The 25,937-nt window shown below is 27.7% G+C and carries 26 protein-coding genes; 20 read left to right on the top strand and 6 right to left on the bottom strand.

Going from position 1 to position 25,937, the window contains the following annotated elements:
- The 3 genes from XO10_RS07390 to XO10_RS07400 form a co-directional block, all read right to left on the bottom strand.
- Positions 1–844 (bottom strand): PQQ-binding-like beta-propeller repeat protein (locus XO10_RS07390; protein WP_175421348.1); only part of this gene is annotated, 844 nt, incomplete at its 3' end.
- A 14-nt stretch (positions 845–858) separates the two neighbouring features.
- Entirely contained in the window at positions 859–2,127 is a 1,269-nt protein-coding gene (locus XO10_RS07395; RefSeq protein ID WP_175421349.1) for a triacylglycerol lipase, read from the bottom strand.
- Positions 2,124–2,963 carry a hypothetical protein gene (locus tag XO10_RS07400; protein ID WP_175421350.1) on the bottom strand — a complete coding sequence of 280 codons (840 nt, stop codon included), beginning with the start codon at positions 2,961–2,963 and terminating at the stop codon, positions 2,124–2,126. The genes XO10_RS07395 and XO10_RS07400 overlap by 4 nt, the downstream gene beginning before the upstream one ends.
- Positions 2,964–3,262: 299 nt before the next feature.
- Here XO10_RS07400 and panC point away from each other — a divergent pair, with 299 nt between their 5' ends.
- The 12 genes from panC to XO10_RS07460 all read left to right on the top strand — a co-directional run bounded on the left by panC (position 3,263) and on the right by XO10_RS07460 (position 14,077).
- Complete coding sequence (gene panC, locus XO10_RS07405) at positions 3,263–4,105, top strand: pantoate--beta-alanine ligase (protein ID WP_014296957.1); 843 nt, start codon at positions 3,263–3,265, stop codon at positions 4,103–4,105.
- A gap of 11 nt (positions 4,106–4,116) precedes the next feature.
- A complete protein-coding gene (locus XO10_RS07410) occupies positions 4,117–6,003 on the top strand; it encodes a methyl-accepting chemotaxis protein (protein WP_175421351.1) in 1,887 nt (628 codons plus the stop codon).
- Positions 5,981–6,445 carry a chemotaxis protein CheW gene (locus XO10_RS07415; protein WP_014296959.1) on the top strand — a complete coding sequence of 155 codons (465 nt, stop codon included), beginning with the start codon at positions 5,981–5,983 and terminating at the stop codon, positions 6,443–6,445. The genes XO10_RS07410 and XO10_RS07415 overlap by 23 nt, the downstream gene beginning before the upstream one ends.
- Before the next feature lie 136 nt (positions 6,446–6,581).
- Positions 6,582–7,025 carry an MOSC domain-containing protein gene (locus XO10_RS07420; RefSeq protein ID WP_014296960.1) on the top strand — a complete coding sequence of 148 codons (444 nt, stop codon included), beginning with the start codon at positions 6,582–6,584 and terminating at the stop codon, positions 7,023–7,025.
- A 21-nt stretch (positions 7,026–7,046) separates the two neighbouring features.
- Positions 7,047–7,967 carry an extracellular solute-binding protein gene (locus XO10_RS07425; protein WP_014296961.1) on the top strand — a complete coding sequence of 307 codons (921 nt, stop codon included), beginning with the start codon at positions 7,047–7,049 and terminating at the stop codon, positions 7,965–7,967.
- Positions 7,968–7,969: 2 nt separating this feature from the next.
- Positions 7,970–8,632 (top strand): ATP-binding cassette domain-containing protein, encoded by a 663-nt coding sequence (locus XO10_RS07430; protein ID WP_175421352.1) that lies wholly within the window; start codon positions 7,970–7,972, stop codon positions 8,630–8,632.
- Entirely contained in the window at positions 8,604–9,380 is a 777-nt protein-coding gene (locus XO10_RS07435; protein WP_175421353.1) for an ABC transporter permease, read from the top strand. The genes XO10_RS07430 and XO10_RS07435 overlap by 29 nt, the downstream gene beginning before the upstream one ends.
- A 5-nt stretch (positions 9,381–9,385) precedes the next feature.
- Positions 9,386–10,330, top strand: coding sequence for a GTP 3',8-cyclase MoaA (moaA, locus tag XO10_RS07440; RefSeq protein WP_014296964.1), 945 nt, complete (start codon positions 9,386–9,388; stop codon positions 10,328–10,330).
- A gap of 4 nt (positions 10,331–10,334) precedes the next feature.
- Positions 10,335–10,817, top strand: coding sequence for a cyclic pyranopterin monophosphate synthase MoaC (moaC, locus tag XO10_RS07445; protein WP_014296965.1), 483 nt, complete (start codon positions 10,335–10,337; stop codon positions 10,815–10,817).
- Positions 10,814–11,302, top strand: a complete 489-nt coding sequence (locus tag XO10_RS07450; protein ID WP_014296966.1) for a molybdenum cofactor biosynthesis protein B — start codon at positions 10,814–10,816, stop codon at positions 11,300–11,302. Before moaC ends, XO10_RS07450 begins: the two co-directional genes overlap by 4 nt.
- 4 nt (positions 11,303–11,306) lie before the next feature.
- A complete protein-coding gene (gene glp / locus XO10_RS07455) occupies positions 11,307–12,536 on the top strand; it encodes a gephyrin-like molybdotransferase Glp (protein WP_175421354.1) in 1,230 nt (409 codons plus the stop codon).
- 449 nt (positions 12,537–12,985) lie between these two features.
- Positions 12,986–14,077 carry a tungsten cofactor oxidoreductase radical SAM maturase gene (locus XO10_RS07460; protein ID WP_014296968.1) on the top strand — a complete coding sequence of 364 codons (1,092 nt, stop codon included), beginning with the start codon at positions 12,986–12,988 and terminating at the stop codon, positions 14,075–14,077.
- Between the two features lie 23 nt (positions 14,078–14,100).
- Here XO10_RS07460 and XO10_RS07465 read toward each other — a convergent pair whose 3' ends face one another.
- Together XO10_RS07465 and XO10_RS07470 are read right to left on the bottom strand one after the other, a co-directional pair.
- The gene (locus XO10_RS07465; RefSeq protein WP_175421355.1) at positions 14,101–15,564 is read right to left on the bottom strand and encodes a shikimate kinase; all 1,464 of its coding nucleotides are present in this window, start codon (positions 15,562–15,564) and stop codon (positions 14,101–14,103) included.
- A complete protein-coding gene (locus tag XO10_RS07470; protein ID WP_014296970.1) occupies positions 15,512–16,588 on the bottom strand; it encodes a chorismate synthase in 1,077 nt (358 codons plus the stop codon). Before XO10_RS07470 ends, XO10_RS07465 begins: the two co-directional genes overlap by 53 nt.
- Positions 16,589–17,215: 627 nt before the next feature.
- On the opposite strand from XO10_RS07470, the gene XO10_RS07475 reads away from it, so the two are divergent.
- Positions 17,216–18,082, top strand: a complete 867-nt coding sequence (locus XO10_RS07475; RefSeq protein WP_014296971.1) for a VIT1/CCC1 transporter family protein — start codon at positions 17,216–17,218, stop codon at positions 18,080–18,082.
- Between the two features lie 12 nt (positions 18,083–18,094).
- On the opposite strand, the gene XO10_RS07480 is transcribed toward XO10_RS07475, so the two are convergent.
- Complete coding sequence (locus tag XO10_RS07480; RefSeq protein WP_175421356.1) at positions 18,095–19,540, bottom strand: hypothetical protein; 1,446 nt, start codon at positions 19,538–19,540, stop codon at positions 18,095–18,097.
- 299 nt (positions 19,541–19,839) lie between these two features.
- On the opposite strand from XO10_RS07480, the gene XO10_RS10715 reads away from it, so the two are divergent.
- From XO10_RS10715 to XO10_RS07510, 7 genes are all read left to right on the top strand, one after another.
- Positions 19,840–19,971 carry a hypothetical protein gene (locus XO10_RS10715; protein ID WP_014296973.1) on the top strand — a complete coding sequence of 44 codons (132 nt, stop codon included), beginning with the start codon at positions 19,840–19,842 and terminating at the stop codon, positions 19,969–19,971.
- A 201-nt stretch (positions 19,972–20,172) separates the two neighbouring features.
- Positions 20,173–20,316, top strand: coding sequence for a hypothetical protein (locus XO10_RS07485; protein ID WP_014296974.1), 144 nt, complete (start codon positions 20,173–20,175; stop codon positions 20,314–20,316).
- A gap of 60 nt (positions 20,317–20,376) precedes the next feature.
- Positions 20,377–21,108 (top strand): GNAT family N-acetyltransferase, encoded by a 732-nt coding sequence (locus XO10_RS07490; protein WP_014296975.1) that lies wholly within the window; start codon positions 20,377–20,379, stop codon positions 21,106–21,108.
- A gap of 11 nt (positions 21,109–21,119) precedes the next feature.
- Positions 21,120–22,388 carry a radical SAM protein gene (locus XO10_RS07495; RefSeq protein WP_014296976.1) on the top strand — a complete coding sequence of 423 codons (1,269 nt, stop codon included), beginning with the start codon at positions 21,120–21,122 and terminating at the stop codon, positions 22,386–22,388.
- 654 nt (positions 22,389–23,042) lie between these two features.
- Positions 23,043–24,338, top strand: a complete 1,296-nt coding sequence (locus XO10_RS07500; protein ID WP_175418428.1) for a radical SAM protein — start codon at positions 23,043–23,045, stop codon at positions 24,336–24,338.
- Positions 24,335–25,675, top strand: coding sequence for a radical SAM protein (locus tag XO10_RS07505; RefSeq protein ID WP_175421357.1), 1,341 nt, complete (start codon positions 24,335–24,337; stop codon positions 25,673–25,675). Before XO10_RS07500 ends, XO10_RS07505 begins: the two co-directional genes overlap by 4 nt.
- The gene (locus XO10_RS07510; protein WP_156865423.1) at positions 25,659–25,820 is read left to right on the top strand and encodes a hypothetical protein; all 162 of its coding nucleotides are present in this window, start codon (positions 25,659–25,661) and stop codon (positions 25,818–25,820) included. Before XO10_RS07505 ends, XO10_RS07510 begins: the two co-directional genes overlap by 17 nt.
- Positions 25,821–25,937 lie beyond the last annotated feature (117 nt).

Below are 25,937 nucleotides of genomic sequence, written 5' to 3' on the forward strand. Positions count from 1 at the left end.
TTTTTACACGGAAGAAATGAGCACCAGCAGTAATAAAATAAACACTATCGCCATATATAATGGGTTTTGAGGCAAGGGTTGCCTCACGAACACGCCCCCTGTATTCAAGTACATAAGTCCATCGTATTTTTCCAGTATCCTTATCAATAGCATAAAACTCTGAATGAACTATTGGGGGAGTATCTGGTTTCTCATTATCCTCGTGAAAACTATACTCCAAACTTCCCACATATATGAGGTTATATTCATTATCAATAACAGGAATAAGAGTACCAATATCAATCAAATCACGAGTTTCCCATATAACTTCACCGGTGTTGATATCGATCTTTTTTAATATTCCTCTTTTTTTAAATTCTTTTTTCGGATCAAAATCAATTGCATAAATGTAATTGTCTTCCATTGCAAAAGCATCACCAATTCCGCTATCAGCTTCTAGTTTATATCTCCATTTTATTTCACCATTTTTCCTGTCAACACCCACTATATATGGTTTTTCTCTAAATAATTCGTAATACATTGTATATAATAACCCATTATATTCATATAATGCAAAACCAAATGGATCAGCATAAAACTCTGTTTTTTTCCATAATATCTTTTTATTCCATATATCAATTGCAGCGAGTACATCATCTCTTCCTCTAATATACAATATCTTTTCATCTTCATCGTACAAATAGGCTACTGGATAAACGGTTAGGGCTAAGGGGATTGTGTTGTCTCTAAGAAAGGTGCGCCAGTATAACTTTACCGGCGCAGTATTTGGTATAAATAACGAAAAACATGATGTTGTTGTGATTGTGATTATTGCAATTATCAAAATTAATAATCTTTTTTTCATTTTTATCACCTGCTTTATTTGAAAACATCGTTGTAATGTCGAAGTCTTAATTTATCAAATATTATAATTGTTTTATATAACGAATCAGAATTAGGTGTAATTTCAGTTAAATGATTATCGCGAGGAGCTCTTTCTGGTTTTAGATAGATGGCATCTTTGGGAACAACATCTCTTGGGAATATTTGAGAATCAAGTGGAACAACGGCATCACCCCTGGATGAATTTTCTACAATTTTTTCATACAGCAATCTCAATCCTATTTCATTTATTGATGCTGCGCTTGCTAAATATGCGCTTCCTACTACTATTCTATACCAGTCAATTATAGGTATTCCAAAGAACCATCTGGTTATACTTCTTGATATATGATATGCTCCAACTCCCGCATATGTAATAGATACAGTGTTTGCTCCTGTTTTTACTTTACCCGATATCCCCGGTTGAAGTTCATCTATAAGAGTGAATACATCATTTCTTTCTCCATAGATTGAGGCATAAAATATTTTTTTGTTATTGGTATCATATTCAGGCAATTTTTTACTATTTAACTGTTTCAAAAAAGCACTTCCTGGATTCATCTGTTTCATATGTGGAGAAGTATTCAATGTAGCTATATATGCTGAAGCTACTAAAAATACAAGTATTCCAGCTCCTGCAATTATTTCTGTGGCATAATTAACAAATATTGAAGGATTATTAAAGGTTATTGTTACTGATTTTAAATGTAGCAGGTTCATTAAAGCTATTACCAAAAATGTTGTCGCTATAATCCCAATGGTCGCAGCAACTGTATTTTTTAACCATTGAGTTTCTGGATATTTATCCATTAAAAGTGGAGTACAAAATGCAGCATCGAGTAATCCCAGGAAAACTATCCAGTCTTTTTTATCTGATATATTAGCTCCACGATGTGGGGTTCCTATTGTGATTATACCTTTTAATTTATTGGAATTCAACGCATATTGTCTGGAAATTAACCCTCCCATACTGTGCGCAATTAAAATTGGAGGTTTGTTTAACGATTTAATATGATTATTTTTTAGTGCATTGGCAAAATCCTCAATTCCAGATTTTTCAGGGTTATTTAATTCACTGTATAATGACGGTGAAAAATATCCTTCAAAAATATACGATTTTTTTAATTCATTAAAGAATCCATTTCTCCATATGTAACCATTGGAATTTAACCCATGAACACCTATTAAAGGATAATGTATCTTTTCTGCGCTAAATATAATTATTGAAAAAACTAATAATATTAAAGTTATAATTATTTTTTTCATTTGTTATCACCCACTTTCTCAATAACTAAATCCTTAGTTTCAAAAGAAAGTGTATTGCTGAATTCTCTGTCCTGAATTTTATATGTAATAGTTATTGTTTTGGGTAATTTTATATTCTTTATGGTTTCGTATTTAAAGTCCATTTCTGTTTTAATATCAACAGGATTATCCAGATTATTTTTATCTGAATACTCCTTTGAAATATTATATTTTTTTATAATTTCTTTTGTTTTGACACTTCTTATAAGAATAATCTTGTTTATTGTATGATATTTCCTATCAACAATAATTTTCTCACTTAAATTCTTTTCTTTATCAAATCTTTCGTATATATTTTCATTTAAAGTGGTTTTTAAAGAATATCTGCCACTCTTCTGGAGAAGTTCATCTGTATTCTGAAAATAAATTAAATTATCCATAGGTGTGACTGGCATATCAAAAAAATCTTCAGGAATTTTTTCACTTTTATTTGATTTTAAATTTATCATATCAATTTCCTTATCTTTTATTATCATCAGACGTGGAATGTTATCTGAAAATAGCTGTGGTGAAAATCTGAATTTTTGAACTTTTGGTGTGATATTTGCTGAATATACTGTAAAAGTTTTTTCCTGCAGGGAAGATGAAATCTTCAGGTTATAATTCCATTCTTTTAATTTAATCTTTTCTGGAACAGGAGCAGGTTTAATATTAGTTGAAGAATCGTCTGTTATTTTATTTTGTGTAGAAGATTCAGTGGTTGTTGGAAGAGAGTTAGATTTTTCACTTTTCATACATGAAACAAAAATCAATAAACCGGTAATTAAGATAACGAAAAAAATCACTTTCTTACTCACAATCACCATCCTCCTTCTTCCATGATTATTTAGAGATAACAATGTGAATTGTTTGTTGATGAAATATATTATAAAACACATTTTACAAACAATTAATATTCGCATAAGATATTATCATAATTAAATATTTTGTTTCAACGCTTATATTTCTTTTTTATTTGCAGATATTGAAATTTATTTTTTTATACTTTTTAAAATCTTTTTTTTTCTTAGTTTTATTTACTTCAACTATTTTGATTTATGTTTTTTATATGGTAAAATTCTTTTAGAAAAAGAATTTGAATAGAGGGGGAAAAAGTATGAAAGTAATAAATTCTATTAATGAAATGAAGGATATTAGAAATTCGCTTATTATGGAAGGCAAAACTATAGGTTTTGTTCCAACAATGGGGTATCTTCATAAAGGACATTTATCTCTTGTAAAACAGGCGAGAGAAGATAATGATATTGTTGTTGTGAGTATTTTTGTAAATCCAACGCAATTTGGTCCAAATGAAGATTTTGATAGATATCCAAGAGATTTAAATAGGGATATGGAGTTATTAAAAGAATTTAACGTTGATTATATTTTCCATCCTGATGTAATGGAAATGTATCCAGACGGATATTCTACATATGTTGAAGAAACAAAACTTACAAATGTATTATGTGGAAAGTCACGTCCTGGGCATTTTAAAGGAGTAACAACAATAGTTTCAAAACTTTTTAATATCGTTAGACCAACAAGAGCTTATTTTGGTCAAAAAGATGCACAACAATTTAGAGTATTAAGAAAAATGGTTGATGATTTAAATATGGATGTAAAAATGGTTGAAATGCCTATTATTCGTGAAGAAGATGGATTGGCTATGAGTTCAAGAAATATTTATTTAAAAGGCGAAGAAAGAGTTCAGGCATTAGCATTGTATAAATCATTATTAAAAGCAAAAGAATTATTTGAAAATGGTGAAAGAGATGCTACAAAGATTAAAGAAGAAATGAAAAAGGTTTTTGATGAAAATCCGCTTGTAAAAGTTGATTATATTGAAATTGTTGATGAATATAATCTTGAACCAGTTGAGAAAATTGAAAAAAGGGTTCTCGTAGCTGTTGCTGCATTTGTTGGTAAAGCGCGTTTAATTGATAATATAATATTAGGATAGGGGTGGCGAAAGTGTCTCGCATATCAATGAAGGTTTTATTAAATACTTTTTCAATGATAATTATAATAATTGCTGTATTTGCTACAATATTTTATTTAAAATATGATCTTGAATCAAAAGTATATACTCCGCTTTCAGAAAGCATTATGAACGAAATCTCCCAGACAGGAGATTTTATATCCATGTATTTTGAAAATGAAATGCTAAAACTCAAAACTGCGTCTTCACAAATAACTATAAGTTCTACCAATACTATTGAAACATTAAAAGGTTTAAAAGATACTCTTAAAGAGTTTCCGGAATTTGAAGAATTTTTTGTGGCAAATAGCGAAGGAGAAAGTATTTCAAGTTCAAATATCTTTACTAATATTTCAAGATATAGATATTTCAGAGATATATTTAATACAGATAAAAAAAATTCTTTAAGTGATTTATATATTTCAAAAATTTCCGGTAATGTTGCAATTATCCTTGCAACTTCTGTAGAAAAGAATGGTAAAAAATATCTTTTTGGTGGTGCTTTAAATTTAAAGGATTTATTTTCAAAAATTCAAAAATATAAATTCAAGGATTATGGAGAGATATTTTTTATAGATAAATTGGGAAATTATTTTAGTATAAAAAATGAAGGAGATATTGACTCTGGAACATTTGCAAAAAATTTTAGAGATAATATTATAAGGGATTTAAAAAATGAAGAAGGTTATATGGAAGTAAAAAAGAACAAGGAAAATTATTATTTGTTTCTAAGTAAGATTTCGTTTCTTGATTGGAATATAGGATATTATGTAAAAAAAGATATGATTTCTCCAAAATTTACAAAATATTATATATATGGAGGAATTTTTGTTGTTTTGCTGATACTTTTTGAAATTTTATTAAATCATATAGTATTGAAAAAACGTTTTAATAAATCAATAGATGTATTAAAATCGGAATTAAAGAAATTAAACGAATTAAATTTTAATTCAACTAATATTATAGTTAAAGAACCAATGTTTATAGATTTTACAGATAATTTGCAACTTACTATAGTAAATTTGAAAGAAAATTTTGAATCATTTTCTCGTAAAGTAAATGCATTAGAAAAATTTCTTGCACAAAATAGATTATTAATAAATGAAGAATTAAAGAGAATAGGTGAAGAAGAGGAAACAGTAGAAAAGCTTTCAAAAACCTTTGAAGCAATATCAAAATCCATTTCCGATTCACAAAAGATTTCTGAAAGCTATAAATCCAAATTAAATAATTATGATGATGAATTAGAAGAATTACGCCATATATTACTGAAATCAAAATCGAAGATATCATATTTTTCTGATTTATCCAAAAAACTTATAGATATATCTGAAAAGGTTAGTGATTTGTCGTATAGAACAGAGATTTTGTCTTTGAATGCAGCATTAGAAGCATCAAAAGAAAAATCTTCATTAACCTTTGCTGTTATTGCAGCAGATATGCGAGATATGTCATATACATTGAAAGAGTTTAATAATAAAACCGTTTCTCATGTAAATCATATTAATGAGAATCTCAGCGACTATAAAGAAAACCTTAATGAGTTATTTGATAATATTGATAATAATATTTCTGAATTAAGAAAAATATCCGGTAATTTCGAAGAAATAGAAACTTCAATAAAAGAACATAATCTTTCTGCTGCCCAAATTAAAAACGTTTTAAATCTTTTAAAAGTAGTAATAGGAAAGAATAAGAATATTATGAACGATATTGTATCGAATTTTGAAATGATAGAAAGAAACTTTAAAGAGTTGAAAAAGGCATTTGTAACCAAAAAAGCTACAAAGAATCTTGAGGAGATTTTTCAAAAATTAGAAGAAATAGAAAAAAAGGAAAATATTGGAAGTGAAAGTAATGATGAAAACCAATCCGTTTAAAGATTTAAAAAAGAAAATTCTGTTAAAAGATAAAATGGATAGCTTTATTATATTTAAGATTAAAGATATGCAATATGCATTAAAAACAGATTATGTTAAATATATACTTCCATATTTAGAAGTAAAAAATGTAGAAAATATGCCAGAATATATTAAGGGAACTATTATTTATGAAGATATTCCAATTACGTTAATAGATATGAGCATACTTCTCAATCAGCAATCTCAGGAGTATACAGATAAAACTTTTAATATTGTATTTTCTATAGAAGATAAAATGTATTCTATATTTACTAATAATATAATAGATGTAATAACTATAGATAAAAATATATTAAAGGATGCCGGGGAAGAGTTTAAAGAGTATTTTTTTGTGGATAAAATTTTTTCATATAATATGGAAACATTTATGGTGATAAATCCTGAAAAGCTAATAAGTTAGATATTAATAAAAAACTCGGGCTTAAGATAGCTCGAGTTTTTTATTTTTTCAATTAAGTTAATCTTTTATTCGTGTTATTGATAACGTAAACTTATGGCAAAAATATGATATAATTTGTAAAGAAAGGGGGGCGTATATGAAAAGTGTGATAATATCATTAAACGTTTCATCGCAAAAAGGAGTTCCAAAAGAAGAAGTTAAAGAGTGTGAATTAATAGAGAACTGGGGGATTAAAGGTGATGCACATGCAGGAAAATGGCATAGGCAGGTTTCAATGTTATCAACAGTTAGTATTGAAAAAGTTGATCCTGAAATAAGAAAAAAATTAAAATATGGAGATTTTGCTGCAAATATTGTTGTCAAAGACCTTGAAATATTTAAATTTCCTGTTGGAACACAGGTTAAAATTAATGATGCATTGCTTGAAATAACGCAAATAGGAAAAGAATGCCATGAAGATAATCTTGTTTTGAAATTAACGGGAAAATGTATAACACCTGAAGAAGGAATATTTCTTAAAGTAATAAAAGGGGGAAAAGTAAAAATAGGAGATAAAGTAGAGTTTTTAATAAATAAATAAAAAAGTAAAGGGGGATTATGGATGAAAAAAGTGTTATTTTTATTCGTTATTCTTTTTACCGTATCTATTATGATGGCAGAAGAATTGGTAATTTTTCATGCAGGTTCTTTGACCAATGTATTAAATGCAGTTGCCAGAGAATTTGAAAAGGAAAATCCTGGAGTAAAGGTGAAGCTAATGGGATCAGGTAGTCTTGTTGTTGCAAGAAAAATTACAGAATTAGGTCAAAGAGCAGATCTGGCATTTGTGGCAGATTATACAATAATACCAAAATTCTTTTTTGATAAATATGCTGATTATAACGTTGTTTTCTCTTCAAACAGCATGATTATAGCGTATAACGATAAATCGAAATATAGTAAAGAAATAAATGAAAAAAACTGGTATGAAATACTATTTAAAAATGGAGTTAAATTTGGTCACTCCAATCCTGATCTTGATCCATGTGGTTATAGAACATTAATGACAATGCAATTAGCGGAAAAATATTACAATCTTCCAGGAATATACGATAAATTTCTTAAAACAAAAAATCGTATGGTGTTAAAAAAATCTATAGATTTAATAGCATATCTTGAAGCAAATGAAATGGATTATGCATTTTTATATAAATCAGAAGCATTTCAGCATAATTTAAAGTATATAGAATTGCCTGAAGAAATAGATCTTTCATCTTTGAAGTATGAAGAAAATTATAAAACAGCATTTGTAGAAGTGCCAGGAAAATCAGGAAAGAAGATAAAAATATATGGAAAACCTATTAATTATGGTTTTACATTATTAAAGAATGCACCACATAGAAATCTTGCAATTGAATTTGTTAAATTTATGTATTCTGAAAAGGGAAAGGAAATATTTAAAAATATGGGAATGGAATTATTTGCAAATGTAGACAGACCTAAAAATCTTCCAGAAGAATTTAAGGAATTGTGGGGTTATTGAGATTGAAGATACAAATAGAAAATCTGGAAATAGCTATTGATGCATTTAAATTAACAGTAAAAGAGATGAATATAAAGTCAGGAGAATATGTATATATACTTGGTCCTACAGGATCAGGAAAAACTGTATTTCTTGAAATACTTGCAGGTTTTTTAAGTCCAGATGAAGGAAGGATATATTTTGAGGAAAAAAATGTAATAAATATTCCACCTGAAAAACGCAACATAGGGTTTATGTATCAAAACTATCATCTTTTTCCACATTTAAATGTAAGAAAAAATATAGAATTTGGAACAAGAATGAGAAATAATTACGATAAAGATTTTATAAATTATCTCTGTGAAAAGCTGGGGATAATAAAATTACTCAATAGAAAAGTTCAAAAGCTTTCTGGAGGCGAAAAGCAGAGAGTAGCTTTAGCAAGAGCACTTGCTATAAAACCTTCGTTATTATTGTTGGATGAACCTCTTTCAGCTGTAGATGCACACACAAAAAATGAAATTCTTAAATTATTGCATGAATTAAATCAGGAATATAATTTAACCACCATACATGTAACTCATGATGAAAAAGAAATTATAAATAATAGTCCTGTATATATTATAAAAGATGGAGAATTAAAGAAGAGGTGTTTAAATGTTCAAGCACATAATAATATTTATTAGCATAATATTTGTTCTGGCAGTAACCCTTCCATTTATAGTTGTTTTTTTAAATGTTGATTTTAATTTATTAATTGAAATATCAAAAAGCCCGGAATTCTTAGATGCTGTTGAAACAACATTTCTTGCTGGATTTACTGCAACGTTTATAGCAATAATATTTGGAATTCCTTTTGCATATGCAATAACCAGATATAATTTTCCATTTAAATCAATTCTTGAAGCTATTGTAGATATACCACAAACAATTCCGCATACTGCAGCAGGTATTGCATTATTAATGACGCTTGGAAGAGCTTCAACTATTGGTAAAATTGCAGATAATTTTGGAATATCCTTTGTTCAAACATTCTGGGGTGTAGTTGCCGCTATGGGATTTTTGAATTTTAGTATATTTGTTAATTCTGTAAAAGAAGGTTTTAGAAAACTGGATATTAGATATGAAAAAGTGGCACGTTCCCTTGGAGCAACGCCATCAAAGGTATTTTTTCTTATTTCAATTCCAATGGTAAAACATGAAATTATAACTGGAGCATTATTAATGTGGGCAAGAGGTATATCTGAATTTGGTGCTGTAGCAATTCTGGCATATTATCCAATGACATTATCTGTTTTAACCTATGATAGATTTCAGGGATATGGATTAAAACAATCTCTTGCGCTTACAGCTTTAATTTTTATAATGTCAATGATTATATTTGTAGTAATAAGGGTTATACAAAATCTCTGGAAATATTCTGAAACGAGGTAATATTAATGTATGTAGATAAATTTAACAGAAAAATAAAATATGTAAGACTTTCAATAACCGATAGATGTAATTTTAGATGTATATATTGTATGGGAGAAAATACAGAATTTCTTCCAGAAAATGCGTTATTGTCTTTAGAGGAAATAGAGAAGTTGGTAAAAACATTAAAAGATATGAAAATTGAAAAGATAAGAATTACCGGTGGTGAACCTACCATCAGAACGGATATTATAGAAATTGCAAAGGTTATAAATAAATATTATTCTGGTTTTAGTATTACAACCAATGGAGCTATGCTTTCAAATATAGTTGAAGATTTGAAAAAATATGGATTGGATTCTGTAAATCTCAGTTTGGATTCATTAAATGAAAAAAACTTTTTAAAGATTACACGAAGAAATATGTTGAAAAATACATTAGAAGGATTATACAAAACTTTAGAAATAGGCGTTCCTGTAAAGTTAAATACAGTAGTGCAAAAGGAAAATTTTGATGAAATACATGATTTAATAGAATTTTCAGCAAAATTGAAAATACCTATAAGATTTATAGAACTTATGCCGATAGGAACCGAATATAATGAAGATGAGTTTGTAAAAGAAGATGAAGTAAAAGCAAAAATACAGGAAAAGTATACTCTGGAAAAAATTCAAAAAAAATTTGGATATGGTCCATCAAATTACTATAGAATAAAAGAATTAAACTCATATGTTGGATTTATTTCAGCAATAACACATAACTTCTGCTCTACATGTAATAAAATTAGAATTTCTTCAGATGGAAATATATATCCATGTTTAGCCTTTGATTATCATGTTCCAATAAAGGATGTAATTAACGATGAAGAAAAATTAAAGGAAAGAATTGAATTTGCAATTTCTAAAAAACCAAAACAACATTTTTTAACAGAACTAAGAAAAAAGACACCTATGCATAAGATGGGGGGATAATAAATTGAATTTATCGCATATTGATGAAAATGGAAATGTACAAATGGTTGATGTAAGCCAGAAAAAAAGCACTTTAAGAATAGCAAAAGCGCATGCGAAAATAACCATGAAAAAAGAGACGCTGGAAGCAATTATAAGCGGAAAGATAACTAAAGGTAATGTTTTAACAACAGCAAAAGTAGCAGGGATTATGGGGGCTAAAAAAACTTCAGAATTAATTCCAATGTGCCATAATATATTTATTTCAAAGATAGACGTTGAATTTAAAATAGATAAAAAAAACAATTCAATAGAAATATTCTCTTTGGCAAAGACAGAATCACAAACGGGAATTGAAATGGAGGCATTAACAGCGGCTTCCATAAGTGCTTTGACAATATATGATATGTGTAAGGCAATGGATAAAGGAATGGAAATATCAGAAGTATATTTAATGGAAAAATCTGGTGGAAAAAGCGGTCATTATATAAGGGAGGAAAAGAGATGAAGTATTTTATCCTGACATTAAGCGATAAAGGTTCTAAGGGAGAAAGAGAGGATTTAAGCGGAAAAGAAATAGAGAAATTAATGGATAGCATAAATGCAGAAAAGGCAGGATATAAAATATTGCCAGATGAAAAGGAATTAATTGCAGAAGAATTAAGAAACCTGGTAAAAGAAGATATTGACCTCATTTTAACAACTGGAGGTACTGGATTAACAACAAGGGATGTAACCCCGGAAGCAACACTTGAAGTAATAGAAAGAAGGATATATGGAATGGAAATGGCAATGATAATAGAAGCATTAAAACACACGCCTCATGGAATGCTTTCAAGAGCTGTAGTTGGAATAGCCAATAAAACGTTGATTATAAATTTGCCAGGTAGTCCAAGGGCAGTAAGAGAAAACCTTGCAGTATTATTGCCAGCAATTCCACATGCTGTGGAAAAAATAAATGACTCACCGGTAGAATGTGGCAACGAGGAGTGAAAGGATGAAAAAAAGATTTCAGAAATTTGTTCCAAGAACAGAAATATATGAAAATTTTATTGATAAACTTAATATAACAACATCTGTAATTGAAAAACATGTATCAGAAAGTTTCGGATTTGCAGTTGCAGAGGATATATATGCACCGGAAAACATTCCAGGATTTGATAAGGCTACTATAGATGGTTATGCTGTAAAAGCTACAGATACATTTGGAGCCTCTGATGGGAATCCAGCATTATTAAAAATAGTTGGAGAAGTATTCATGGGAAAAGAATATGACGGGAAACCTATTAATCCTGGAGAATGTGTAAAAATTCCAACAGGAGGAATGCTCCCAGAAGGTGCTGATGCATGTGTAATGATAGAAAATACCAGTCAAATAGGTAAACGTGTTGAAATATATAAATCTGTAGCACCAGGTGAAAATATAATAAAAAAAGATGAAGATGTAAAAAAAGACTCTATAGTCTTAAAAAAAGGTGAAAGAATAAACATTGGACATATTCATAATTTAATGAGTTTGGGAATCACAAAGGTGAAGGTTTATCAAAAACCTACAATATGTATTATTCCAACAGGAGATGAAGTGGTAGAACCTGAAAAGGATAGGAAGTTAACACAAATAAGAGATGGTAATTCTTATGCATTAATGGCATGGCTAAAAAGTTATGGATATAATGTAAAAAGGCATCCGTTGGTGAAAGATAATCCTGATGAGTTTAAAAAAGGTGTAGAATGGGGATTGGAAAACGGAGATATAGTGATAATATCAGGTGGAAGTTCTTTAGGAGCAAGGGATTATGCTTTATCAACAATAGAACATTTTGGTGAAGTGTTATATAATGGCGTTCAGGTGAAGCCAGGTAAACCGGTAATATTTGGCAAAACAGAAAATAAGGTAATTCTCGGATTACCGGGAAATCCAACATCCTTTGTTGTGAGTTCATATTTATTTTTATTTCCAATAATAAGAAAGGTTGCCGGGAATATAGATTATCTTCCAAAACCAGATTCTATTGTAAGAATTAGCACTAATGTTCCTGCAGCACAGGGAAGAGAAAGGTTTGTATTTGTGCAATTGGAATATACGGAAAAAGGTTTTATTGCACATCCTATTCTTGGAGAATCAGGATTGGCATCGCCGTTTAGAATGGCGGATGGTGTTGTGAGAATTCCTCTTGGGAAAGAAGGATTATATAAAGATGAAGAGTGTGAATTTTATAGATTTTAGTGGAGTGAGAAAAACAAAAATAACTAATGAAGAAAATAGTACGAATAATGTTCGCCCAAACCGTAGAAAAATCTTATCCTCAAAAATTCTCGTTCCCGCCGGCCGTTGTAGACTCACGTCCGTGTTCGTCCTTTTTGTTGTAGATTGAAAAAAATAAAAGTTCATTCATACGACTTGAGCACTAATCCTCAAAAACTGCTCATATACGTGGGGGCGCTCAGATTCCCCATCCCTGGGGAAGCTTCGCTCAAAAAAAACATCCTGTTTTTTTGTCCCTCTTCATTCGCAGTTTTTTTCGGGTGCTCTGCGAGTATTCATTCACTTTTATTTTTTTCAATCATCATTGTTTTTCCTTGGGAATTTTCAAGTTTTCGCTCACATTATTTATACTATTTTCTTTATCAGATATTTTTCTCACAACATAGAGAGTTAAGATTGGAGATGACATGATGAAAAAGAAAGAGTATATTTTTGAAATGAAAAGCGCTCAGTTGATTTTAAAACCTGAACCGGATATAAAGAAGGTTTATCTGGAATTATCTTCAAGGTGTAATCTCGATTGTCCAATGTGTTTTAAAAACACCTTTACAGATCCAGAAGGATTTATGACTAAAAAAACGTTTAATAAAGTAATGGAAGATCTGAAAGAGTTTCCGGAAGTTGAGCACATAGTTTTTGGTGGTATTGGAGAATGTTCCATGAATCCGCATTTCTTTGAAATGGTTAAAAGGGTAAAAGAAGAAGGGTATATGCTTACAGTAACCACAAATGGATATTTTTTAAATGATCTTCAGATTTTAAAACTTATAGATCTTAAAATTGATGAAATGGTAATTTCTGTTGAAACAGGAGACGTAGGACATCCGAGTTTTAAATATGTAAGAAAACTTCTTGAAAAAATAGATAATTACAAAAAACAAAAAAATACTGGAAAACCGGCATTATCCATTGAAACAGTTTTAACTGAAAAAAATCATAATGATTTTCCAGGAATTATTCAGACTTTATTGCCATATGGAATACGTAAAGTTGTAATATCGAATATTATACCTGTATATGAGCATTTTCTTGGACTTGAGTTATATAGAGAAGATAGCAAAGAAAAGGATTTAATGCTGAGGAAACAGATTTCAGATGCAGTTACAGCAAAGGTTAGTGCTATAATACCAAATTTTAGGTTAAAAACAGAACGTCATTGTAATTTTATAGAAAATAATGCCACTGTAATTAGATGGGATGGAGAGGTAGTTCCATGCTATAGGTTTTTACACGATGGAATAGAATATGTTTATGGTCAGAAAAAAGAAATAAGGGCATATTCCTTTGGTAATGTAGAGAAAAAATCATTATATGAAATATGGACATCTAAGGATTATTCATGGTTTAGATATAAGGTAAAAAATGCATTATTCCCTTCTTGTACAGATTGCGATTTAAAGGATGGTTGCCATTTTATAGAAAATACCGATCTAGATTGTTGGGGAAATACTCCTTCATGCGCAGATTGTATATGGTGGAGAAATATAATTATGTGTCCATAATAAAATGAAGCCAATATATGGCTTCATTTTATTATATCAGTTATTTTTATTTTTTCAAGTTCCACATTTCCTATAGATTTAATTATTGGAAAATCAATAATGCTATTATTATTAATCTTTTTATCCTGAATAATATAATTTTTAAGTTTTTCAGTTGGTATATCTTTTTTGAATATTTCTTCAGGTAATATTTTTTTAAGGAAATTCAGAATAATCTTTTTATCTTTTTCTTTGATTTTATCCTCAAAAAGTTCTATTTCTTTTTTTATTCCCCATCCCACGGATAATCCGTGAGTAATTCCTGTAATACTCTCGAATCCATGCCCGAAAGTATGACCGAGATTTAATAATCGTCTTATATTATTATCATAAGGGTCTTTTGAAACTATTTTTAGTTTAGTAATTGCAGCGTATTTAATAATCTTTTCCAGAATATTGAGATTTCTATTTTTTATTTTTTCTATATTTTCAGTGAACAATGAAGTATTTCCGTCTATTATCGCTATTTTAAATCCTTCAATAATTCCACTGAGATAATTTTTTTCATCCTGTGAAATAATGGTAATAGGATCTATAATAACCTTTTCAGGAATGGAAAATGTTCCAATTACATTCTTAATTTTTGAAAAGTTTATTCCCGTTTTTCCGCCTATTGATGCATCTATTTGGGATAATAATGTGGTTGGATAAAAATAAAAATCAAGCCCTCTTTTAAATGTAGAACCAATAAATCCCGTTAAATCTGTAACGCTTCCGCCACCAACACCATAAATTTCATCTTTTCGTGAAATTTCATTTTCAATGAGATATTGATATATATATTCCAGATTTTTATAATCCTTTTTTTCTTCTCCTTCTTTAAGCAAAAATGGTTTATTGAAAAATTCCCTGTATATTCTATAAACGTTTTTACTTGCAAATACGTATTTTTTATTCTTTAAATCCATTAATCCTTTGTATTTTATAATAACTTCCTGAAAATCATTTTCCAGTATTTCTTCTTTTTCATCTATTATCTCATATAAAATCTTTGCCAGGCTTTCCTGAATATTTAAATTGCTTAAATCTATCTTTTTAAATTCATTGTATAAAGTTTTTCTCATATCCCATATTTTATATAATCTATCTTTTCCATCTTTTAGCAATGGACGATTGTCAGGATTAATTCTTTTGATTAAATCCTCAACAGGAACATATAAAAAAATAGTTTTATGATTTTTTAAAAATAATCTATTTTCTTTTCTTAAGATAATTCCTCCACCTGTTGCTACAATTGCATTTTTGCCTTCTGTATTTTTTAAAACCTTTGATTCTAAATTTCGAAAATATTCTTCTCCTTTTTTTGAAAAAAGGTTATTAATGGTGGTATTTTCAATTTTTTCAATTTCTTTGTCAAGGTCTATAAAAGGCATATTGAGAATCTTGCTTAATTTATTACCAAGTGTGGTCTTGCCAGAACCCATCATTCCAATTAGATAAATTGGCACTATTATACCTCCTTGCTATTTCCTCAACATTATCATTTCCAAATTGATTAATAATACTTTTTGCAATAACTAATGCTACAGCATTTTCAAGAATAACCACACTCGCTGGAATAACAGTTACATCTGATCGAATATATGGAGATTTTGTATTTTCTCCTGTTGCAAGATTTATGGAATTTAACGGTTTTGCAAGTGTAGGGATTGGTTTGAGAAAAACAGTAATCTCAATATTCTCACCATTGGTAAAACCTGCTTCAATTCCACCGGCATTGTTTGATTTTCTCTTGATTTTATTTTTTTCTTTTTCATAATAAAATTCATCATGATATTCTCTTCCTGAAAGTGAAAAGTCATTATTGCCTATTATCAATCCTTTAACAGAAGGGATTGTCATTATAATTTGTCCAAGTTGTGAATCCAATCTTTCAAATATGCTTGAGTATCCACCAATTCCAGGGTTTATATTTTTTACAATGATTTTTACGCTTCCTCCGAGCGTATCGCCATTTGTTTTAGCATTATCAATATACTCTTTTGCTTCCTCTGTTAAAATATCGTTTTTTAATTTTATCTTCCCTATACTTTCAACATATCCTTCTATTTCAATATTTAAAAGATTGAGAAATTGCTTTGCAATATTTCCAAGAGCTGTAAGAACAACGGTCCAACGAGCGCTATTCCTTTCAGGATATATATTTAAATCAGGTAACTTATATTTCATATATGAGCTATAATCACCGTGGCCGGGACGAGGAATGCTTCTAACTTCTTTTTCTGTATTTTTACCTTTGTTCTCAATTAATACTGAAATTGGAGCGCCTGTGGTGATGCCTTTCCATATTCCTGAGACAATTTCAACTTTATCATTTTCTATTTTCATACGTTTTCCACGGCCATATCCTTCCTGGCGTCTTTTTAAATCTTCATTTATCTTTTCAATATTTATCTTTAATCCTGCTGGAAATCCAGTTAAAGTGCCAATCATCACCGGCCCATGAGAATCACCTGAAATTACAAAATCCATACTATCAACTCCATAAACAATTGTTTTCAGTGTAAATTATACCATCTTCATTGGAAGTTTCTTTATGTTGGAAAAATAAAAGTTAAGTTTAAGAATAAAAAACACGAGTAAAAAAGTGAATGAAGTCTTGAAATTTCCCTAACGGAAATATTGCGTGAGCCGGAACAGCAAAAGTATTGTGAAAAATAAAAACGAATGAAGACTCGAAGAACGCCCGAAAAAACTGCGAATGGAGAGGGTCAAAAAAACAGGATGTTTTTTTGAGCGCAGCTTCTGCAGGGATGCAGAATCTAAGCGACCCCGCGAATATGAGCAGTTTTTAAGGATCAGCGTTCGAGTTGTCTGAAAGAGTTTTTATTTTTCACAATTATAAGAAATTTCACCGCCTGAAGAAACCTTTTTAGGAGTGTTTTTTATAGAGCAAGGATCAGAAATTCTTGCCGTCTGAGAGAATATTATTTTTCTACTTTCAAAGAGATTTTTCGAAGATTAGCACTCAAGTTGCCTGAAAAAGCTTTTATTTTTCACAATATATCATTTAAAATCTGACAAATTTGGATATATTTCCAGTTTTATGATATAATTAAACTTGAAAAATTATATTAAATACAAATTTGAGGTGAGAGTATGATTGATAATGAGCTAAAGAAAAAATTAATGGCATTTCAGAAAAATGAAATTACAGAACACCATGTTTATAAACACCTTTCCAAAAGGATTAAAGGAAAAAACGCTAAAATCTTAGAAAACATAGCAAAAGATGAGTATAAGCATTATAACATCTTAAAAAAATATACAGAAACCGAAGTATCTCCTAATTCATTTTTAGTATTCTGGTATGTTTTATTATCCTACATCTTTGGACTAACCTTTGCCTTAAATGCAATGGAAAAAGGAGAAGAAAATGCTCAAAGAGTTTATGAAGAAGCAAAAGATGTTATTCCTGAATTCAAAGAAATTATCCTTGATGAAAATGTTCATGAAAAGAAATTATTAGGTCTTATTGATGAAGAAAAAATACAGTATGTAAGTTCAATGGTTTTGGGGTTAAATGATGCACTTGTTGAATTAACAGGTACATTAGCAGGTTTAACCTTTGCATTTCAAAATTCAAGACTTGTTGCATTATCAGGATTAATTACTGGAATTGCAGCCTCATTTTCAATGGCGGCATCAGAGTATTTATCTCAACGAGCGGATAAAAATTCCAAGAATCCTTTAAAAGCTTCTATTTATACGGGAATTGCATATATATTTACTGTAATTTTGCTTGTTGCTCCTTATTTTATCTTCTCAAATCCAATGATTTCATTAATATTTACAATGATTAATGCAGTTATAGTAATTGTATTCTTTTCATTCTTTGTTTCTGTGGTTCAGGAAAAAACATTTAAACATTATTTCTTTGAAATGCTCTTTATTAGCTTTGGAGTAATGGCATTATCCTTTGTAATAGGTCTTATAGCAAGGGCTTTCTTTAATATAGAAGTTTAGTAGAAAAATCAATTATAAAAACCTCTCAATAATATCATCAAGTAAAACTCTTTCATCATCTTCAAAAGAGTAATAACCAAGAGCAACACGCTTATAACCTAAACCATATTTAAGAGCAAAATCACGAACCTTACCTTTTGGATAAGGAGTAATGGGCCATTTAATATCGTATCGAACGCAATTTCTTAAAAACACATCAAAGATTTTCATTTCCTCATCACTGAGCTTAAAATAATTAAAAACAAACTCCTTAAAGTTCTTTGGTTTCTTAAAAAGCTCAGTGATGAGTTTTTTTCTTGCTAAATAAAATGGTGAAATATTATATTCCGAATCTTCAACATCTTCAGAGTTCAATAATCTCCTTTCAACTTTCTTCAAATTAAAATCACTCATCATAACATTAAAAAAATACATCTTCTCATAATTAGCAGAAAAGAATTTAATGATTTTATCTTTATTACCTTCAAAAATCAATTTCAAAATATGACTCTTTGTAAAAAATGGTTTTTCTATTAATGTTGTATATGTTGAGAAGAATAATATTGGGATTTTATGATTTTTAACTTTTTCTATGATGGAAAGGTTATCTCTGAAATTATGAGAGATAATTTTTTTAAAACTTCTATTTCTGAAATAGCTTTTATTATTATAAACCTCTTCAAAATCAGATTTAATCTCAAAAGATACATTATTCTTATAATTCATAACAACGGATGAAATATCAAATAAATTTAAAGACTTATTTATTTTATATACCTCAAAAATCGTATCAAACCAGTTATAGGTATAATTTAAATCATCGAAATAATAGCCAATATAATATTCAAGTAAATTTGCAGGAATTAAAGCCTTCTTTTTATCTTCATTTCTCATCCACCATGCTGCGCCATTTAAACCATTACACATCATTGTTGGATGTGGAAAGTCTTTTGCAAGAAAATAACCTTCTATGAATAATTCATATGCTTTATTATATTCTTTATTCTTAATATATTCTCTTGCTTGAGAATATTTTAAGATAGCTTTATCTACATTATTTTCTTCATAATTATCAGAATACGCTTTAAAATCCTTATCGAGGATATTATATTTTGTATTCAATAATTTTAAACCAGGAATCATTAAATTCCTGGCATATTCAGAAATATTCTTAAAGTTATTTCTTAGATATTCACATTCTTTTTTAGCCATATCAAATTGATTATTTTTTACATAAAGAGATATGAGTTCAAATCTTGCAAGTTCTCTTAATATTGTTGTTGTTGTTGTTGTTGTTGCAATAATTTTATTTGCATAAAATATTGCCATATTTTTGTTTTTCTTCCAAATATTTTTTAATAATAATAAATAATATTCTACAGATTTTTCTTTAGTTTTAGAAAGAATGTAATTAGAAATTGGATTTGAATAATATCCGTATCTAACAATGGAAACAATATCCTTTATATGAGAAGTCATGTTAATCATCCTTTTACAAAGAGTTAATTATTATGTTTCAATAAAATTCGAAAACCAAGAAACTTTATGGACTTTTTGGAATGAAATTTGAAAAATAAAAATATAAAAATAGTCAAAAATAGGAAATAAGCTTCTTTTATAATTATTACAAAAAAAAAACAAAAATTAAAAAAATGAAAATTAATTAAAATGGAATAAAAATCCGATTCTCAAATGTTGATAAAAGCGGATTTTTATTTTAGAAAAAACACTTGCAAGTCATGTTAGAAATGATAAAATTTAAAGCAGGAGGTGGGACAATGAAAAAAATAATTATATTAATAATTGTAGGAATTATTATGTTTTCAACAATAATATTTGCAGGGGATAATGATGACGAGTATGCTACTCATTCAGCCAACCCTCAAATTCAAACTGAATTTTCTAAATAATTAAACACAATCTAATTTTAATTTTTATATCTACGTAGATATTATATCAAAAAATTAAATCTTTTCAGCCGGCTGAAAGAAATCTGTTTTATTTTATCATATACATTATTTATATCTTTAAATTTGAAAGCATTTTTTATGAGTATATATATAAAATTGTAATAAGTGTGTAACTTAATAAATAGAAGGAGGTGCTTTTTTATGTTAAATGAAAGAAAGGATGAAAATATAATAAACAAAGAAGAGATTTTAGATTTTGGAATAAGTAATGATGAATTAAATGAACTTTTTTCATTAAGTGTTATTGTAATATGTGAAGGAGGTCAAGAGGGAGATTTAGGATAAAATAATGAATACAGGGCCCTGTATATCTATATGTGATTATGTATTATAATGAGGTGAAAAATGATAAAGTTTAAAAATTATTATTTAAATTATATAGGTATTAATAGAGCAAAAAGCAAGAAGATTATATTAACAAAAAATAGAAATATTATAATAAATAATGTATACCAATATCCCTTTATTATAAGTAACTTAAATAATAATTTATTAATCTCGATTTCGCCACAATATAAAGAATACATAATTTATACAAGTTTTATATTACAAAAAGAAATGGAAGTATTATCTTTATATAATATTTTGAAAAATAGATTAAAAAATGAAAATATTGATTTGATGCGAATATATACATTTGAAAGTAATGAATATACCTTTGATACACAAGAAGTAAAGATATTAAATTTAGAAGAAAAAGAAAAATATTTTACAATATTTAAAAATAAGAAATTCGATAAAATACTTTTAGAAAAATTATGGAATAGAAATATAAGAAAAATTTTAGAAAAACGTTTTTTTTACATAGAAAAAAATGGTGAAATTGTGTCATATTCATACATTTCTGATATTAATTTTAATGGAGGAAATATTATAGTATATACTAATCCAAAATGGAGAAATATGGGATTTGGTAAAAAAGTGGCAGGAGCCTCTGTAAAATGGTGTATTAATAATAATATTTTACCAATATATAGGGTATCAGAAAATAATAGTAACTCTATCCGTATTGCAGAAAAAATAGAACTTTTATTTAAAAAAAGAGAAATAGTTTTAAAAATAAAAGTAAGGAAATAGGAGGATTTTTTATGAATAGAGTTTGGAATTTTGAGATTGATTCTATTAAATATGTATTTGACGGAAACAATATAATAATAAAAAAAGAAAATAATATAAAAAATATAGAAAATGCAGATGAAACGATTTTTATAGATAAAAAAGGTTTAAGAACTTTAGCATTAAATGTAATAAATGATTGTAATTTAAAATGTGATTATTGTTTTGCAAATTTTGGATATTATAAAGATGGAAAAACAGTAATGAAATTTGAAATTGCTAAAAAGGCTGTAGATCTGTTATTGAATTCTGCAATAGAAAACGGTAATAAAGAAATAACAATAGCTTTTTTTGGAGGAGAACCACTTTTAAATTTTGATTTGATAAAAAAAGTAGTTGACTATGCAGAGAAAACAAAAAGTGATAATTTAGAGATCAAATATTTAATAACAACAAATGGAACATTGTTTGACCTTGAAAAAATTAAATTTATGAAAAAGTACAAATTCCAAATTACATTAAGTATCGATGGAGGAAAAGAGCTTCATAATTCTAATCGAAAATTTATTAATGGTAAAGGAAGTTTTGAAGTAATACAAAATAATTTCGAATTACTTTTAAAGTCATTTGTAGTGAATGCAAGAATAACAATTAATAATAAAAATTATAATATATTAAAGAGTATAAAAGAACTCAAAAATTTAGGTTTTAGAAGATTTACTTTTGCACCTGATTATAATTTGTCACAAGAAAATTTTGAAAAATATTTAGAAAGTTTATCTTCATTATTTGAATATTATTATAATTTAATATTAAAAAAGGAATACATTGATATAACGAACATAACTCGAGTATTAATGAATATATTATTTAGAATAAAAAAAATAAACCATTGTAATGCAGGATTAACCTATTTTTCGGTAGCTACAAATGGTAATATATATAGATGTCCTAGATTTACAGATGAAAAAGATTTTCTTTTAGGTAATATAAATAATCTTGAAATTAAAGATATAAATTATCATATAAAAAAATTAAGAAAAAATATTATTAATTATCATATGAATAGCCTAACTCATAAATGCAATAAATGCCCATTTTTATTTTTATGTGGTGGAGCATGTTACCATTATTCATATATAAATAATAAAACGGAATTTGATGTTGTTGAAAGAGAATGCACAGAAAAAACCTTAATATATGAAGAAACTATTAAATTAATCACTAAATTGAATGTAGAACAAAGAAAAGATTTTATACTATCTTTGAAAACCATTTGGAAAAATACAAAATTGTTATAATAGTTTTTTAGTGTATACGGTAAAATAAATTGGTTCTTTCTGATTTTATTTGATGAAAATGATTAAAAATAATATTATATTTAGGTTTAAATAAATAATATGGAGAATTTTATATTTTTCATTTGAACCTGGTATATAAATGTATTTTAATAAAAGTTTTTAAGTGTTTTCCGAAAAAAAACATAAATTGCCCCTTTATAAGGAAAAGGGTAAAAAATTGCCCTCCTGGAAAGAAAAAATTTTTGATGGGTAGTAAAATAGAAATATAACTCGTTGAAAGAAGAATAGGGTGATGAAACAATATGGAAGCACATGAAATTATTACAACGTGTAAGGAAACAGGAACAATAAAAGGAATAGCTAAAAAAATTGGTATATTGAAAAATATTTAAAATTTTTGGAAAAGTCAAAAATGTGATTTTGGAATACTGATGAATAATGAATTTTTACTTTAAAAAACACTTGAAAGTCATGTTAGAAATGGTAAAATTCAAAATAAGAGATGTAATTTAAATTGTCTAAATAAATTTCATTAATTAAATACTTTATATTTTTTTAAATATATAAATTATTATAACAAAAAATATAAGAACAGAAATAATTGAAAACTAATGAAAATAAGTTCTTATAAAGATAACATGGCAGGTGAAAAAAATGTATAAGGAATCATACTACAATTATTTTTTAGAAATAGATGAAGTTCCAGTATTGGTTAATTTAAGAACAGGAGCGATAGCAGAAGTAAAGCGTGAAAATGTTCAAAAAATAAAAGAAATATTAAAAGGGAATATAGTTGATGAAGAATTATTTGAACAATTAAAATATGGTGGTTATATAGTAGAAGAAGGATATAATGAATATGAAGAAATAAAGATGAGAAATTATAAAGCGCGTTTTGATAATTCAAAAGCAATGTTTACAATAATACCAACATTTCAGTGTAATTTTGATTGTATATACTGTTATGAAACAAAAAGAAATAAAATAATGACAATAGAAAAAGCGGAAGAAATAGCAGATTATATTATAAATATAAGCAAAAACAAAAAAACGATTTCAATAGGGTGGTTTGGTGGAGAACCATTAATGAATTTTAAAGTTATTGAACATATAAATATGAAAATAATAGGAGAAAGTGAAGCAGAATTATTTTCATCAATGTCCTCAAATGGATATTTATTAAATTATATAGATGTATCAAAATTTGATGAGTTAAAAATAAAAAATATGCAAATAACTCTTGATGGAATAGAAGAAACACATAATAAATATCGACCATTAATAGGTGGCGGAAAAACATTTGATAAAATAATAAAAGGAATAGAAAAATTATTTGAAAATACAGAAAAAACAAATGTATCAATAAGGGTAAATGTTGGTCCGGAAAATTATGATAAAATAGAAGAATTGTTTGAGTATCTTGAAAAATTTCCAAAAGAAAGAATGAAAATATATTTTAGATGGATATTTCAAGCATCTGAAAAAAATAAAGATTTTCATGTACATGTAAGAGATTTTAGAAAAGAAAATTCATTTACTAAACTCTCAAAATTATATGAAATGGCAATAAACAGAGGTTATAAAGTAATGTTGCCAATATTGAATGGAGATATGTATTGTGAATTTGATAATGTATATAATATGGTAATAGGACCGGAAGGGGAAATATATCCATGTACAGTTGCAGTAGAAGAAGGAATGGAAATGGGGAAAATAGAAAACGGAAAAATAAAACTGGAAACAAAAAAACATTTAAAATGGCATAGTCATAATGGATATGAAGATAAAAATTGTAAAGAGTGCAAAATATTACCATTATGTCATGGTGGGTGTAGAAATGCGGCATTAAATGGAAATAGAGGATGTCCTGAAGAAAAACGAGAAACAGAAAGCTTTATAAAATTATGGTATAAGGTAAAAAAGTTTGAAAAAAAGATGGTGGTTAGATGAAAGCTTCCAGATACAATACCATTATAGAAAAAGAAGACGGAAGTCTTCTTCTTTTTAATGGAATAACAAATGCAATATTAAAAGTTGAAAAAAAGAATGCCGAAAGGATAAAAAAAATATTAAACGGAAAACTGGAAAATGAAGAAGAGATAAGTATATTAAAAAAAGGTGGATTCATAATAGAAAATGACAGAGACGAATTAAGCGATATAATAGCAAAATATAAAAAATTTCAATTTTCAAATGAATATTTTCATCTAACAATAACCATGACCACAAACTGTAATTTCAATTGTAAATACTGTTATCAAAGTCAGGCAAAAGAAATAAGTCAAAAACCATTTCAAATAAATAATATAAAAAACCAAACAATAGATTCAATAATAATGCTGGTAAAAGAAAAAATAAAAGAAAAAAAGCCAAAAATATTCAGCGTAACCTTCTGGGGTGGGGAACCATTACTTGAAAAAAATAAGATATTAAAAATAAGCAAGAATATAAAAAATATCTGTGAAAAAGAAAATATAGAATACGATGCATTTATAATAACAAACGGTTATTTACTTAATGAAACGACAATAAAAGAATTAAAAAAGGCTGGAGTAGGGAAATTAATAATAACTCTTGATGGAACAGAAGAAGAGCATAATAAATTAAGAATATTAAAAAATGGAAATGGGACATTTGAAAAAATATATGAAAATATCAAAAAAGCATCAAAAGAAATATTTGTAAAAATAAGAATAAATGTATTTCCACATAATGTAAATAGCATAAAAAGATTGATAGATAAAATATCAGAAGATAATTTAAAAGTTGAAATAGATTTAAGACAGGGAGAAATGGCAGATAACAATAAATTAAAATCATTTACATTAAAAGAATTTGCGAAAGTGGAAAGTGAATTATATAATTATATAATAGAAAAAATAGAATATTATAACTTCAATCCATTTGTAAGAATAAATCAGGCAAGATGCGATGCAACCAGTGTAAATTCTCTTGTAATTGATGCAGATGGGAAATTATACAAATGCTGGGGAGAAATAGGCGGAATATCAAAAGAAATAGGTGAATTAAAGGAAAACGGTAAAGTAGAATTAAATCACAGAAAAAATATATGGTTAGCCTTAGAACCATTTGATGAAGAGTGTAAAAATTGTAAAGTATTGCCATATTGTATGGGGGGATGCATACTGGGAAAAGTGCTGGCAGAAAAATATGGCGTAATAGAATATGGAAGAGAAAGATGCCTTCCAATAAAATATAATCTGGAAGAAATGATATTATTAACAGAAAAAACATATAGGAGGCGAAAAAATGGAATTCGTAAATGAACCAAGAGAAGAAAATTTATTCTCATTCTGTGACTTTGGAAAAGACAAAGTTGAAAATTGTGACGAATGCTTTAATCAAGCATGTGAGCAAAATGCGAGTTGCAAAGGAGAAGACAAAGGATTCTGGGATTGGTGTGATTCCTGAACATGAAACAAATAAAAAAGTTTCTGTATTTTCTAATAAGAGACATATTAATATGGAAAAGCTACAAAACACAGGCAGTATTGGGGATACTGAGTGGATTCTTAGGATTATTGCAAT

It is taken from the genome of Marinitoga sp. 1135, assembly GCF_013363245.1.
GTDB lineage: Bacteria > Thermotogota > Thermotogae > Petrotogales > Petrotogaceae > Marinitoga > Marinitoga piezophila.